The 16,891-nt window shown below is 67.2% G+C and carries 1 protein-coding gene; it reads right to left on the reverse strand.

Going from position 1 to position 16,891, the window contains the following annotated elements; all coding sequences use genetic code 11:
- Positions 1-57: 57 nt before the first annotated feature.
- Complete coding sequence (locus OH764_RS10520; protein ID WP_498846749.1) at positions 58-16,821, reverse strand: non-ribosomal peptide synthetase; 16,764 nt, start codon at positions 16,819-16,821, stop codon at positions 58-60.
- Positions 16,822-16,891 lie beyond the last annotated feature (70 nt).

The following is a 16,891-nucleotide window of genomic DNA, read 5'->3' on the forward strand; positions in this document are numbered from 1 at the left end:
TTTGGTCAGTCTGAATAGGTGAGCGAGCGCGTCGCGCCCGCGCATGGTGTTCGCTTCTCAATCCAGCGCATCGAACAGTCCATCGAGCGCCTGCAACTCATCGTTCCCGGTCTTTCCCGACGACACGTCGACCTGCGGCTTTCCATCCACAACGTCCGTAAGCAGTCGAGCCAACAGCCTCGGTGTAGGACTGTCGAACAGCGCCGCGAGCGCAACCTTGCGTCCGAGCTGTTCCGACAGTCGGGCGATCAATCGCACCGCCGCGAGCGAGTGGCCGCCGAGCGCGAAGAAATCGTCGTCAGCACCGACACGCGCGAGCCCCAGCACATCGCCAAACAGCCGCGCCGTCAGCACTTCGATCTCGCCCGATGGCTCGGCCCACTGCGTCTCGCTTTGCGGCGACACCTCGAACCGCGCGAGCGCGTTGCGATCGAGCTTGCCGTTCGCGGTGCGAGGCAGCCTGTCGATCTGGTTGAGCGCCGCGGGGACCATGTAGCTCGGCAGGCGCGCGGCAAGCGTCTGGCGCCAGCCTGCCGATACCGCGGGTGCTTGACCGACCACATAGCCGACGAGCCGTGCTTCGGCGTCACCCGTGCCCGGCACGAGAGCGACTGCAGCGTCGAGCACGCCGTAGAAGCCGCGCAGTGCCGCCTCGATTTCGCCCAGTTCGATTCGATAACCGCGCAGCTTGACCTGCTGGTCGATCCGGCCAAGGCATTCGACCTTGCCGTCAGACCGCTCGCGGCACAGGTCGCCTGTGCGGTACATCCGCGCGCCCGGCGGCCCGTACGGATCAGGCACGAAGCGCTCGGCGGTGAGTCCGGCGCGGCCCAGATAACCGCGCGCAAGATTGTCGCCGCCGATGCACAGCTCCCCGACGCCGCCTTGCGGCGTCAACTGGCCGCTCGCGTCGACGATGCGCAGCGCGTTCGCATGCAGCGCGCGACCAATGGTGACCGCTCCTCCTTGAGGCACCCGGGCGCAAGTCGACCAGATCGTCGTTTCGGTCGGGCCGTAGAGGTTCCACAAATCGACGCCGCGTTGCGCGAGTTGAACTGACAGGTCTGCGGGCAACGGCTCGCCGCCGGCGATGCCGGTGAGTCGTCCACGCGACGCACCGCGCCAACCCGATTCGATCAGCAGACGCCAGCCGCTAGGCGTTGCCTGCATGATGCTCGCACCGCTTTCATCGATAAGACGCGCGAGCGCAGCGCCGTCCGCGACGGTGGCGGCGTCGGCCATTTCGACGCAAGCGCCTTTCATGAGCGGCAGGCAGAATTCCAGCAGCGAAATGTCGAACGACGGTGTAGTGACTGACAATAGTACGTCATCCTCATCGATTCCCATGACGATATCGACACTCGCGAGCAGCCTTGCCAGCGCGCCGTGAGAAACGGCAACGCCCTTTGGTCGCCCGGTGGAACCTGACGTGTAGATCACGTAGGCGAGTTCGGAGCCGGTGCATGGCAATACGCGTGGCGGCACTGTGGCCGCCTGGACGACGACGGCTTCAGGGACACTCGCAGTTCCGCTAGCGCTCGCGGCGTTGGTAGCTGTGGCGGCTTCATTGACTCCGGCAGCCTGCACGACTCCGACCTCTGCGCCAATCCCACCATCCACCACGATACGATCGTCGAGCGCGCTGCCGAGCCGCGCGCGCCCCTCTTCGTCTGCGATGACCCTCGTTATCCGCGCGTCGTCCAGCATGGCAGCGAGGCGCTCCGCCGGGAACGACGGGTCGAGCGGCACATACGCCGCGCCGCTGCGCCACACGCCGAGCATGCTCGCAATCAGCGCCGGCGAGCGGCGCATGCAGACGGCAACGCACTCCTCTCGCGCGACGCCGTTCGCATGCAAGCGCGCGTCGATCGTCGCGGACCAACGGGCGAGCGCTGCGTAGTCGAATGCCTCGCCGTTTTGTCGGATCGCGACGCGATGCGGCATGCGCGAGGCCTCAGCCGCAAAGCGTTCGTGCCATGCGAGCGGCGCTGGTTCCGGCAACGGCTCGGCGTGCGGCGCACCTCGCCGCACCGCAAGTTCGCCGACGAAGCGCGGCGCGTGTTCGCCGTCGTCAGCGAGTTGATCAAGCAGCCCGAGATATTGCCGTTGCAACTGCTCGACCTGAGTACGCGTGAGCCGTCGGCTGTCCCACTGCCATTGCAGTTCGATGCGCGTCGTCGGCAGAATCGTCAACGTGAGCGGATAGTGTGTGCGTTCGAACGAATCCACGCGCTCCACACGCAGCGCGTCGGTTGCCGTGGACGCCGCGCGGGCCGCAACCGGATAGTTCTCGAACACGATCAGGCTGTCGAACAACGCGTCGCCGCTGCGACCCGCCCACTGCTGCAGCGACGATAGCGGCGTATGCTCGACCTCACGCATTTGCATGTTGTAGGTCTGCAATTCATCGAGCCACGCCGGTATCGTCAAGTCACCGGGCACCGCTGCAAACACGGGCAGGCTATTGATAAACAGTCCGAACATTTCATCCGCCCCAACCAGAGAGGCGGGCCGCCCCGACACCGTGACACCGAAGGCCACCGTCCGCTTGCCGCTCGCCCGCGCGAGCAGCACCGCCCACGCGCCCTGCATCAACGTATTGAGCGTCACGCGATGCCGCTGCGCGGCGCGGCGCACCCGCGCATCGAGCGGCGCGTCCAGTTCGAGCGTGAGCTTGCGTGACACGCTCGCCGCCTCGCTCGAATCTGTGCCGAGCGGCGCGGTAAGGCTGGTTGTGAGCGTGCCGGTATCGTCGGCGGCGGGGAGCCGCTCGCTCCACCAATCCCGTGGATCGGGTTGCACAGCGAGCCACTCGACATAGCGCCGATACGATGGCGGCATGCTCGCGGCGGCTCGCGCACCGTCGCGCGGGGAAACGCCCAACGCACGTTCGTAGTCGTCGAATACTTCGGCGAGCAAACGTGCGCCGCTCCAGCCGTCAGTCAGCACATGGTGATGCGTGCGCACGAGGTCGAAGCGGCCATCCGGACGCCGGAAAACATTGACACGCATCAGCGGCGCGCGCGACGCATCGATGCCCGCGGCGATGTCCGCCGCGCGCCACGCGGCGAGCCGCGCGTCGTAGTCGTGTGCATCGCGCCAGTCGTGCACCGCAAACGGCAGCACGGCTTCGCGCTGCACGATCTGCAACGCCGCTTCGCCATGACGCCACTCGAAGCGTGTGCGCAACATGTCATGTCGGGCGATGACGTCCTGCCAGGCGGCGCGCAAGGCGGCGGCGTCGAGGCGGCCGCCGAGCGTCAGCAGCAACTGGTTCACATACACGCCCTCGCCCTGCTGCAACTCGCTGTGATAGAGCAAGCCCTGCTGCAACGGCGTGGCCGGATAGATATCGGCGACGCCGCCAAGCGGCAGGCGCAGCGCGCGCAACTGCATCTGGTCGAGGCCCGACAACGGGAAATCCGATGCTGTTGCGCCCGGCGGCGCGGCGACGCAGTGCGCGATCAGTGCGTCGACGTGCTGATCGAAGGTCGCGATAATGCACTCGACGCTTTCACGCGCGATGCGCGCCGGGTCGAAGCGCCAGCGTAGCAGCAGCGTGTCGCCGGTGACGATGCCGTTGAGGTCGAGCGCGTAATCGACGCGCGCGCCGGGTCCGTGGCTGCTGCCTGCAGCATCGGAACTGAAGGTGAAGCGCGATGCCGGATCGAACGACTGATCGAAGCGCCCGAGGTAGTTGAAGCTGATCGCCGGACGTGGCCGCACGCGGCTCGCGTCGAGCAGCCCCCAGTGCAGCCCCTTGTGAGGCACGGCGCGCACGCGCTCCTTGACCGCAATGAGCGCATCGCCAGGCGCTGCCGGGGCTCCTGGAAGCACAACCGGGAAGCGCGTCGTGAACCAGCCGATGGTGCGGCTCAGGTCGACACCGTCGATCACGTCCTCGCGGCCATGGCCTTCCAGTTCGACGGCAATTTCAGTCGCGCCGCTCCACGCGCCCAGTGCCTGCGCAAGCGCGGCGAGCAGCAACTCATCGACGCGCGTGCGATAGGCGCGCGACGCGTTTTGCAACAGATCGCGTGTGCGGCTTGCGTCGAGTGTCCAGTCGACGGTTTCGCTCTCGGCGATGCGCGTGCCTGCGGGTGCACGTAACGGAAGTTCCGAAGCCTCATCCAGGACACTCAGCGCGTTCTGCCACCAACTGGCTTCGGACCGAACTACATCGGAGTGCGAATATTGTTCGAGCGCGCGTACCCAGGCGCGCCATGACATCGACGGCGCCGGCAGCGTGATCGGTTCGTCGCGTTCGGCCTGTTCATAGGCGGTTTGCAGTTCTTCGAGGAGCACGCGCCAGGAAACGCCGTCCACCGCCAGGTGATGGATCGCGATCAGTAAGCGCGTTTCGTCGGGCGTCTCGAAGTGGCCCACCCGCCAGATCGGGCCGTGTTCGATGTTCAGGCTCGACTGGATGTGGTCGCAGGCCGCTGTCAGCCCGGCAAGCGAGGCGAGGTGGTCGTGATGGACTACCGTTGTGCTGGCTGACTGTGATGGTTGTGGGGTCCGCGATGCTTGAGAGGCTTCATACATTTGCCCGGCCATCTTTGCCGTCCCCGCGCCCTTCACCGCCACCTGCTTCCACTCCCCCGCCTCCTTCACGAATCGCAGCCGCAACGCGTCGTGCCGCGCCTCCAGCGCCGCCACCGCGCGCTCCAGCGCCGCCGGCACCAGCCGCCCTTTCACCTTCAGCAGCACCGCCTGGTTCCAGTGCGACTCCCCTTGCGGATAGCGCTCGAAGAAGAGCCGCTGGATCGGCGTCAACGGCAGCGCCGCGCCATCGTCGAACTCCTCTACTGCGCCCGCGTCCAGCCGCTGCGCGCGTTGCGCGAGACCCGCGACCGTCGGATGCTCGAACACCTGCCGCGGCGTCAGCCGCCAGCCCGCCTCGCGTGCCCGCGCGATGATCTGCAGGCTCTGGATCGAGTCGCCACCCGCTTCGAAGAAGTTGTCCGTCACGCCGAGATCATCGCGCCCGAGCACGGCCGCCCAGATCGACAGCAGCGCCGCTTCGACCTCGTTCGACGGCGCCACCCGTTCGATCTCCCCCGCCTGCGGCGCGGGCAGCGACGCCCGGTCGAGCTTGCCGTTGGGCATCCACGGCAGCCGTGCGAGCACCGTTATCGACGACGGCACCATGTAGCCGGGCAGCTTCTGCTCCAGTTCGCGCTGCAGACGCTGCGCGTCGAGCGACTGCAAGGCCGCTGCGTCGGACGGCCCCGCCACGTACGCCGCGAGCCGCTGCTTCTGCGCCTCGCCCACCACGATCACCGCGGCTTCGCGCACGCCCTCGCACTGGCGCAGCACCGCCTCGATCTCGCCCAGTTCGATGCGCTGCCCGCGCAGCTTCACCTGCTGGTCCAGCCGCCCGAGGAACTCCACCGTGCCGTCCGCGCGCAGCCGGCACAGGTCGCCGCTGCGATAGAGGCGCGCCCCCGGCTCCCCGTACGGGTCCGGCACGAACCGCTCGGCCGTCAGCGCCGCCCTTCCCGGGTAGCCGCGCGCCACCGTCGGTCCGCCGATGCACAGCTCGCCGAGCCCGCCCACCGGCGCTTCATCGCCGAACGCGTCGAACACCCGCGCCGTACGCCCCGGATACGGATGCCCGATCGGCACCGTCACCTGCCGTGCGTCGTCGGCTCCGGTGCGGCGGTACAGCGCTGCCACCGTCGTCTCGGTCGGACCGTACAGGTTGTCCAGCCGGATATCCGCGAGCGGCCCCTCGCGCCAGCGCGCGAGCGCGTCGCCCGGCAGCGCCTCGCCGCCCACCGTCACCTGGCGTAGCGCGAGCTGCGCGCGCGGCGGCGCATGACGCTGCCACTGCTGCCACAGCGCGGTGGGAATCCGCGCGAACGTCACGCGCCGCTTCACCAGCCGCTCGCTCAGGCTTTGCAGATCCCACGGCTGCGCGCCGCGCATTTCCACTGTCGCGCCGCGCAGCAGCGCCGGTAACGTCTCGTGCAGCGCGACGTCGAAGTTGATCGTCGACGAGTGCAGCACCGTATCCTTGCCGTCGATGCCGTAGGTCGCGAGGAAATCCTGCAGGTGCGTCCACAGCGCGCCGTGGCTCACGCCCACGCCCTTGGGCCGGCCGGTCGAGCCCGATGTATAGAGCACGTAGGCGAGCTGGTCGGGATGAAGGGAGGCGTCGAGGAAGTGAGGTGCTGCTGCTGTCACTGTTTCCGCGCTTGAGGCGGCATCGTGCTGAGTGGCCAAGACGGCGCCCCCCACCTCAACCACCTCACACCCCGCCAGCACCGCCGCCACCTGCTTCGCGCTAGCGCTATCGGCCACCACTTCCACGATGCCCGCGTCGTCGATCATCTGCGCAAGGCGTGCCGGTGGATACCCAGGATCGAGCGGCACGAACGCCCCACCCGAGCGGATGATCCCAAGCAGCGCCGCAATCAGCGCCGGGCCCCGCGCCACGCACAGCCCCACGCGCCGCTCGGCGCCAACGCCTCGCGCGACGAGCTCCGCAGCCAGCGCCGCCGACCACGCGTCCAGTTCCGCATAGCTGAGCGATTCGTCCTCGCAGCGCAGCGCAACCGCATCCGGCGAGCGCTTCGCCTGCGCCGCGAGCGCCATCCCCAGCGACTCGAACGCATAACGCTGCAACGGCGCTGCTTCATACCGCCCAGGCAGCGTCAACGATCCAACGCGTTGCGCGACGTCGTCGGCCATCTGCGTCAGAATTGCTTCGTACTGCAATGCAATTCGATCGACGGTCTCGCGATCGATCCGCTCGCCGTTCCACGCCCATTCGAGCGAAAGCGTCTTTCCGCGGGGAATGATCGCCAGCGCGAGCGGGTAATGCGTCGGATCGACAGAATCGATCGACTCCACTTTCAGGCTCGCGTCGCCATCGCGCGCGGCATCGACGGGATAGTTCTCGAACACGACTATGCTGTCAAACAGCGCGTCGCCGCTACGTCCGCTCCACTGCTGCACGCGCGCGAGCGGCGTGTGCTCGTAGTGGCGCAGCTCCATCAGCTCGCCTTGCAGCTTGTGCAGCCATGCGCCGAGGTCCGCGCTTGCGTCGACGTCGACCTGCACCGGCAGCGTATTGATGAAAAGCCCCAACATGCGTTCGACGCCCGGCAGATGCGCCGGCCGTCCCGACAACGTAGTGCCGTATGAAACCTGTCGCCGATGTCCATAGCGCGCGAGCAGCACCGCCCACGCGCCTTGCATCAGCGTATTGAGCGTGATTTCGTGGCGACGCGCCGTTGCATGCAAACGCGCGACGAGCGCTTCGTCCAGCGCGCGGCGCCGCGCATGGGCACCCGGTTCTGCTGCGCGTGGCTCGCTGAGACTGGCGGTAAGCGTCGCCGGATCGTCGGCGCGCGCGGCCCATGCGCGCCACCACGCCTCGGTTGCAGGATCGTCGGCCGCTTCACGAATCCACTCGACGTACCCGCGATACGGCGGCGCCTGTTCGAACGTCGCGGCAGCGCCGCTCGTGCGCATTCGATAGTCGCGCAAGATCTCCGAGAACAACAGCGAAACGCTCCAGCCGTCGAGCAGAAGATGATGATGCGTCCACACGAGGTCTGCGGTGCGCGCGTCGCGAATGAAGAGCGCGATGCGCATGAGCGGCGCGTGGTCTGGCGCGATGCCATCGGCGAGATCGCGTGCCCGCCAGTCGGCCAGGCGCGCGTCGTAATCGGGTGCGGCGGACCAGTCGTGCGTTTCGAACGGCAACGCGATGCTGCGATGGACAATCTGCATCACCGAGCCGCCGTGCTGCCAAGCGAAACCCGTGCGCAAAATCGCATGACGCTCGAGCGCGGCCTGCCACGCTGCGTGCATTGCGGCGACGTCGAGCGTGCCCGCCAATGTCGCGCGCATCTGGTTGAGATACGCGCCCTGTTGCGACTCCGCGAGCGTGTGATAAAGCAGACCGCTTTGCAACGGCGTCGCCGGATAGACGTCCTCGACGTGCTCAGGCGTGATGCCGAGCGCACGCCACAGATCGGACGACGCCGACGCGCTGCTTCCAGCCGATAGTTCGACGCCCGCGAGCGATGCGGATGCGGATGCGGATGCGGATGCGGATGCGGATGCCGATGCCGGCACAGGTCCTGCCGCACGCGCAAGCTGTTGCACGGTCGGCGCTTCGAAAACCATGCGCGGTGTCACGTGCATGCCGGCATCGCGCGCTTTTGCCACGATTTGCAGGCTCAGGATCGAGTCGCCGCCTGTCACGAAGAAATTGTCGGTCACGCCGATATCGTCGCGCCGCAACACGGCACGCCAGACGGCAAGCAAGGCGGCCTCGGCGGGCGTCGATGCGGCGACGCTCTGCTTCGCGTTCGCCACCGTCTCCGGCGCAGGCAATGCACGGCGATCGAGCTTGCCATTCGGCGTCAACGGAAAGCGCTCAAACTCCACATACGACGACGGCACCATGTGCGCCGGCAGACGCGCGGCGAGCCACGTCTGCCAGCGTCCCGCATCGCCTGTATCGGGTCCGCCGCGCGGCACCACATAGGCAATCAGACGCCGGTTGTCGTTGTCATTGCCGCCTCCCGACACCAGCACCGCCACATCCCGCACCTCCGGATGCGCCCGCAGCGCCGTCTGGATCTCACCCAGTTCAATACGGAAGCCGCGTAGCTTCACCTGATCGTCGTTACGGCCCAGATACTCGAGGTCGCCATCAGGCAGCCGCCGCGCGAGGTCGCCCGAGCGGTACAGACGCGCACCCGGCGCACCATACGGATCCGGCACGAAGCGTTGCGCGCTCAGCGCGGCACGTCCCAGATAGCCGCGCGCAAGACCCGCGCCGCCCACATACAGTTCGCCCACCGCCCCCACCGGCACGCGGTTCAGATCCGCGTCGAGCACGTGCAGCGTGAGGTCATCGAGCGGCGCGCCGATCACGCTGCGCCCGTCGCGCAGCGCCGCTTCGTCCAGTGTCCGGTGCGTCACGTGCACGGTCGTTTCCGTGATCCCGTACATGTTCACGAGCGCCGGCAATGTGCCTTTGCGCCGCGCGCCCTCCGCCCATCGCGCCAGCGAGGACGGCTCAAGACGCTCGCCGCCAAAAATCACCGCGCGCAGCGAGTCGAGCGTGTTGCCGTCATCGGCCTGGATCAGTTGCACGAAGGCGGACGGCGTCTGGTTCAGCACCGTCACCTGTTCCTTGCGCAAAAGCGCATGGAACGCCGCGGGTTCGCGTGCGCTCCAGTGCGGCACGATCACGAGCCGCGCGCCATGCACGAGCGCCCCGAAAATCTCCCACACGGAAAAGTCGAATGCGTAGGAATGGAACAGCGTCCACACGTCCTGTGCGTCGAATGCAAAGCGCGACTGCGTTGCATCGAACAGACGCGCGACGTTCTCATGCGTGATGCCCACGCCCTTCGGTACGCCAGTCGAGCCCGACGTATAGATCACGTAGGCAAGCTGTTGCGGATGCGGGTACGCGCCGGTATCGCCCGTGTCATCGCTGGTGGCATCGGCAGGCGCCGCATCGCGCAGCGCGACCGCATCCACGGTGGGCCGCGAGCCGAACAGCGACGCATGCTGCGCGAGGCTCGACGCATCGGTCACGATCAGCCGAAGCTGAGCGTCGTCGACGATATGCGCGAGGCGCCCGGCCGGGTATGACGGATCGAGCGGCACATACGCGGCGCCCGCGCGCAGCACGCCGAGCAGCGACGCAACCAGCGCTGCGCTGCGCTGCATTGCGACGCCCACGCGCACTTCCGCTGTCGCGCCGAGACGTCGCAACTCATGCGCGATCGCGCGCGACCACACATCGAGTTGCGCATACGTCACGTGCTCGTCGCCATCGACCAGCGCGACCGCGGCGGGCCGCGCACGCGCCTGCGCAGCGATCCGTGCCGTCACCGGCTCGTAGGTGAATGTGGATGGCAGACGTGGCGGCGGTTGGTCACCGAGTTCAGGCAGTTCGAACGATGCAATCCGTGCATCCGGCGCCGCGCTCCACTGTTCGAGCAAGCCCGTGAAATTACGCGCTAACCGTTCGATAGTGGACGCGTCGAAGACGTCAGTCGCGTACGTGAACGTCAGGTCGATCGCGCCGTCGGCGGCCTCGGCGATATTGAGCATCAGATCGAATTGCGCCTCGCCGTTGTCGACTTCCTGCACCGTCACGCGCAGTCCCTCGCCGAACGATGCGGCGAGATCATGGCGCTGTTGCTGATTGACGAGCACCTGAAAGAGCGGTGTCTGCGCCAGGTCGCGCTCCGGTTGCACCGCCTTGACGACGCTCGCAAACGGCACGTCCTGATTCGCGTAAGCGCCGAGCAGCCGCTCACGCACATCGTCGATGAGTTGCGCCGCGCGCGTTTCGCCACGCGGCGCGGTGCGAATCACGACAGTGTTGACGAAGAAGCCGGCGACGTCCGCGGCTCCCGCCAGATCGCGGCCTGCGAGCGGCACGCCGAGGCGAATGTCGGACTGGCCCGAGTATCGGTAAAGCAGCGCATCGACTGCGGCGAGAAGCGTCATGAAGAGCGTCGCGCGACGTGCGCTTGCGAGCGCGCGCAACGCATGCGCTGTGCCGGCGGGCACGCGCACGCGATGACGCGCGCCGGGCGCGCAGCGCGAGCCGGAGCGCGTTCGATCGTATGGCAGCGCAAGCGTCGCGGGAGACTCGCCGTCGTTCGTGAGCGCTGCACGCCACCATTCGAGTTGTTGCAACTCGCGCTCGGGCGTCAGTCGAGCCGCGCGCGCCGATATCAGTTCGCGATAAGCGGCGGCCGATGTGACGGCGATGTTCTCATCGTCGGCGATAGACGCGACAGATGTCACGGACCCAGCAGGACCCGCTGCGCAGTAGTCGCGATACAGGCGCGAGAAATCGGCGAACAGGAGACCGAGCGACCAGTCGTCGCTGACGATGTGATGCAGCACCAGATGCAGCACGTGACAGTCATCGGCCATGCGCACAAGCGTCGCGCGCACCGGCGGCTCGGCGCTCAGATCGAACGGCGTGCGAACGAGCGCGGCGAGACACGCGGCCAGCGCTTCCTCGCTGGTGTCGTTGATCTTGTTGTGCGTGTGCGTGTTCGGCAAATCGAGCAAGCAGATCTCGCTGCGGCATGCACCGTCGATGCGCTGGCATGGAACGCCCTCCATCTCGGCGAAACGCATCCGCAGTGCGGGATGCCGCTTGCCCAGCGAGACGAACGCTGCACGCAGCGCATCGACGTCGAGCTGGCCGTCGAAGCGGAGCGCACCGTTCACGTGATATGCCACGCTCTGAGGATCGAGCTTCCACAGGAACCACAAGCTTTGCTGCGACGGTGAAAGCGGCATTGGCGCGGTGACATCTACTTGACGGGCGATGTCGGCGGCGGTGACGGAGAGCGCAGCAGCAGCATCACCGTCAGCAGCAGCCGCAACGCCGGACGCCGACGTCAGCGCGCCGTCGTGGGCTCCGGCGGATTGCGCGGCGCTTAGCAGCGTCGCAAAGTTTTCCAGACGCGGATGTTCGAACACTGCGCGCAGCCCGGGCGCGTCGCCAAATTCTTTACGCACTGCCGACAGGACACGCACTGCCAGCAATGAATGGCCGCCAAGCAGGAAGAAATCGTCGTGTGCGCCGATGCGCTCCATGCCGAGTACCTGTTGCCAGATCGCGGCAAGCTTTGTCTGTGTTTCGCCGCGCAGTGCGACATAAGTCGCGCGGCTCGAAGTGGCCGCCTCCGGCGCAGGCAATGCACTGCGATCAAGCTTGCCATTCGGCGTCAACGGAAAGCGCTCAAGCTCCACATACGACGACGGCACCATGTGCGCCGGCAGACGCGCGGCGAGCCACGTCTGCCAGCGTCCCGCATCGCCTGTATCGGGTCCGCCGCGCGGCACCACATAGGCAATCAGACGCCGGTTGTCGTTGTCATTGCCGCCTCCCGACACCAGCACCGCCACATCCCGCACCTCCGGATGCGCCCGCAGCGCCGTCTGGATCTCACCCAGTTCAATACGGAAGCCGCGTAGCTTCACCTGATCGTCGTTACGGCCCAGATACTCGAGGTCGCCATCAGGCAGCCGCCGCGCGAGGTCGCCCGAGCGGTACAGACGCGCACCCGGCGCACCATACGGATCCGGCACGAAGCGTTGCGCGCTCAGCGCGGCACGTCCCAGATAGCCGCGCGCCAAGCCCGCGCCGCCCACATATACTTCGCCCACCGCCCCCACCGGCACACGGTTCAGATCCGCGTCGAGCACGTGCAGCGTGAGGTCATCGAGCGGCGCGCCGATCACGCTGCGCCCGTCGCGCAGCGCCGCTTCGTCCAGTGTCCGGTACGTCACGTGCACGGTCGTTTCCGTGATCCCGTACATGTTCACGAGCGCCGGCAAGGTGCCTTTGCGCCGCGCGCCCTCCGCCCATCGCGCCAGCGAGGACGGCTCGAGACGCTCGCCGCCAAAAATCACCGCGCGCAGCGAGTCGAGCGAGTTGCCGTCATCGGCCTGGATCAGTTGCACGAAGGCCGACGGCGTCTGGTTCAGCACCGTTACCCGTTCCTTGCGCAAAAGCGCATGAAATGCCGCGGGTTCGCGTGCGCTCCAGTGCGGCACGATCACGAGCCGCGCGCCATGCACGAGCGCCCCGAAAATCTCCCACACGGAAAAGTCGAATGCGTAGGAATGGAACAGCGTCCACACGTCCTGTGCGTCGAATGCAAAGCGCGACTGCGTTGCATCGAACAGACGCGCGACGTTCTCATGCGTGATGCCCACGCCCTTCGGTACGCCAGTCGAGCCCGACGTATAGATCACGTAGGCAAGCTGTTGCGGATGCGGGTACGCGCCGGTATCGCCCGTGTCATCGCTGGTGGCATCGGCAGGCGCCGCATCGCGCAGCGCGACCGCATCCACGGTGGGCCGCGAGCCGAACAGCGACGCATGCTGCGCGAGGCTCGACGCATCGGTCACGATCAGCCGAAGCTGAGCGTCGTCGACGATATGCGCGAGGCGCCCGGCCGGGTATGACGGATCGAGCGGCACATACGCGGCGCCCGCGCGCAGCACGCCGAGCAGCGACGCAACCAGCGCTGCGCTGCGCTGCATTGCGACGCCCACGCGCACTTCCGCTGTCGCGCCGAGACGTCGCAACTCATGCGCGATCGCGCGCGACCACACATCGAGTTGCGCATACGTCACGTGCTCGTCGCCATCGACCAGCGCGACCGCGGCGGGCCGCGCACGCGCCTGCGCAGCGATCCGTGCCGTCACCGGCTCGTAGGCGAACGTGGATGGCAGACGTGGCGGCGTTGCGCATGGAGCGTCGTCGGTTAGCAGATCGCGCAGCCGCGCGTGCGGGTCGTCGCCTTCAACGAGCGCGTTCGCGAGGCAGCCCAGCATCCGCTCGAAATACTCCGCGATGCGGGCAACCCCATCCTCGGACACGCTGTCGGCATGCCTGTGCCACTCCAGTCTCAGCGCGTCGCCGCCTCCCACATGACGCGGCGCGACGACGAGCATCAGCGGAAAATGACTGCGGTTGTGTGCGTCGACGGCGCGTATGCGCGGCACGTCGCCAAGCGCGTCGAGCGCGTCGTCGAGCGGATAATTTTCGAAGACGATCAGGCTATCGAACAGCGCATCGACGTTCGAGTTCGCCCACTGCTGCAAGCTCGCGAGCGGCGTGTGCTCGACGTCGCGCAACTCCGCGTTTTGCCGCTGCAGCGCGGCGAGCCAGGAGCGCACCGTCGCGTCGGATTTCACATCGACCCACAACGGCAAGCTGTTGATGAACAGACCGACAATCGATTGCGCATTCGGCAGATCGACCGGGCGGCCAGACACCGTCATGCCGAACGTCACTTGCGTGCGCCCGGAGAAACGTGCGAGGGCGAGCGCCCACGCTGCCTGGACAAGCGTATTCAGCGTGACTTGTGCGTGCCGCGCGGCGCGCGTCAGCCGCGCGTGAGACGGGCCGTCGAGCTCGCGGATCAGCGCTTGTGCCGCTACGCCATCGGCGCTCTTCTCAGACGACGCCTGCAAAGCACCGCCGAGCGCATCGGCTACGCGCGCCGGTTCATCGCGGGTCGCGAGCCGTGCGCGCCAGAACGGAGCCGCATCGGGTTGGCGGCGCAGCCAGTGGACGTAATCGGCGTAAGGCGCCGCCGGCGACGTGTCGGGGACGCCGCCCGCGTCGAGCGCCGCATACGCGCGCGCGACTTCGCTAACCACCTGCGCGGTGCTCCAGCCGTCGGTCAACGCGTGATGGTGAGTCCACAGCAGATCGTGCGCGCCGTCGGAGCGCTCGAAGACATCGACGCGCATCAGCGGCGCGACGTCCGGCTCGAAACCGCGCGCGGCAATCGCCCGGCGTGCGGTTTCGTATGAGGCGTCGTACTGCTCTTGCGTCGATGCCGCCGCAGTGAGCGCGGCGATCGCAGCAGGCGCAACTAGCGCATTACGTGGATGCAATTCCAACGGCATGCGCACGCGCCGCTCGACTATCTGCAACGGCTCGCCCCCGGCCGGCCACACGAAGCGCGTGCGCAAAACCGGGTGGCGGGCGATGACAGCGTCCCACGCCGCGCGCAAGGTGTCGATCTTCAACCCGTCGATCGTGAGACGCAATTGCGATACGTACATGCCTGGCTCGCCATCGAGCATGCCGTGAAATAACAGACCCTGCTGCATCGGCGTGGCCGGATAGACTGCCTCGACGGCGTCGCGCGAAACACCGGCTTCGGCGAACCAGCGATCGTCGTCGGCGGGCTGCGTGGTGTGCGGCGGTGTTGCGGCGGCATGTGCCGTTGCCTGACTCGTGCTGTCGTCGGCGCGGGTCCACTCGCCTGTCTTGATGTGTGTCGTCGTGCTTGCCCGTTCAGTCGAGCCTGCGCTTGCCCGCTGCTTCGTCCCGGCGCCCCTCTGTCCAGCGCTCCCATGTTCGGAAGCCACCGTCATTGGGACGGCGACGCGCGCCGCGGCCTCGATCGTCGGGTGGTCGAACATCTGCTTCGGCGTGACCTTGAGTCCCGCGCCGCGCGCCTTGGCAATGATCTGCAGGCTGAGAATCGAATCCCCGCCGATTTCGAAGTAGTTGTCCGTTACGCCAATGTCATCGCGCTTGAGCACCAGCTTCCAGATTCCGATGAGCGTGCGTTCCGCGTCATTGCGCGGCTCGACACGCGTGGTGCCCGACGTGTTTTCGTGCAGTGGCACCGGCAACGCAGCACGGTCGATCTTGCCGTTCGGGGTCAGCGGCAACGCGGCCAGCACCTGAAGCGACGACGGCACCATGTAGTCCGGTAGTTCCGCGGCGAGACGGCCGCGGATCGCGTCGACGTCGAGCGGTTCTGTGGCACTCAGGTACGCGACGAGGCGAGGCGCGACGTCGTCGCTATCCGCGTAGGCAATCACCACTGCGTCGCGCACGCCGTGCTCATCGCGCAGGCGTGCGGCGACCTCTTCCGGCTCGACGCGAAAACCGCGGATCTTCACCTGGTCGTCGAGCCGGCCGAGAAACGCATATTCGCCGTCCGGCAGGCGGCGGCTTCTATCGCCCGTCCGGTAGAGGCGCGCGCCGTTGCCATCGGGATCGGGTACGAAGCGTTCCGCCGTCAGCGACGGCCTGTTCAGATAGCCGTGCGCCACGCTCGCGCCCCCGATGCACAGTTCACCGGCTGCACTTTTGGGCACCGCGTTACCGTCGGCATCCACGATGCGAGCTTTCACGTGCGCAAGCGGCTTGCCGAGCGGCAGCGTCCCTGCGCGACTTTGCGCGCCCGCGCGCGTGAGTACGCCGACCGCGGTCTCGGTCGGTCCGTAGTGGTTGATCAACTGGCATTCGGGCCGCAACGTCGCGACCCGCTCGGCCAGACGCGTCGGCGCCGGCTCGCCGCCCAGCACGAGACAGCGGCGCGGCGGCACCCATTCCGCCGATTGCGCTTGCAACAGCGCGTCGAGATGGCTCGGCACGATCTTGAGCAGGTCGATCGAATGCGTGTGCATGTAAGCGGCAAAGGCGTCCGGATCGGCGGCGACGTCGGCGTCGATCAGATGCAGAGTCCAGCCGTGCCACAGCGCGCCAAATAACGACGTGTGGCCAAGATCGGCGGCGGTGGTCGACAGATATGCGGCGCTTGCAATACCTTCGGGCAGCCGTTCGGAGACGCCCTGCAAATAGGCGGCAAGCGCCGCATGGCTGAGCACGACGCCCTTCGGCCGGCCGGTCGAGCCCGAGGTGTAGATCACGTACGCGGGCCAGATGAGGATGCTGTCGTGGCTCGATGCACTAGACATCGCGTGGTGAAAGGTTTCGCTCCTTGATGCGTTAGTTGTGTCGAGCGCGTTGGCCGCAGCGTCGCCGGGAACGCGGAACGCATGCGGGTCGAGCGTCGTCGCGCCCTCGGGCAGCCAGCTCAGGCCGTCGGTTCTGATTGCGGCGTTGGTTGCGTTGGCCGCATGGACTGCATTGCTTGCATCAGATGCGACCGCTTCCACCACCGCATCCGAGGCCCCACTTGCCAGCGCAGCGCCCGTCATCACCACGCGCGCGCCGCAGTCCTCGGCCTGCCAGCGCAGCCGCGCTTGCGGAAGCGCCGGGTCGAGCGGCACATAGCATGCGCGCACCCGCCACACCGCGACAATCGCTGCAACGAACGCCGTGCAGCGCGGCAAAGCGACCACCACGCAATCGCCGGGCCGCACACCTTCAGCGACGAGTGCAGCGGCGAGCCTGCCGGACCACTGCCACAGATCACGCCAGACCAGCGGTCCCGTGCTGTCGACAAGCGCCACGGCATCCGGCCGTTCGATGGCAAACCGCGCGACGCGGGCGGGCAAAAAATCGGTGTCGAAAGAGATAGCTTGCATGGTGTCCGTGGTGTGATCCAGGTGTCTTGCACCCGCGCGGGCAAGCGCGGGCTCGATGCGTCGATGCGAT

The organism is Burkholderia sp. M6-3 (assembly GCF_050858985.1).
Lineage (GTDB): Bacteria > Pseudomonadota > Gammaproteobacteria > Burkholderiales > Burkholderiaceae > Paraburkholderia > Paraburkholderia caledonica.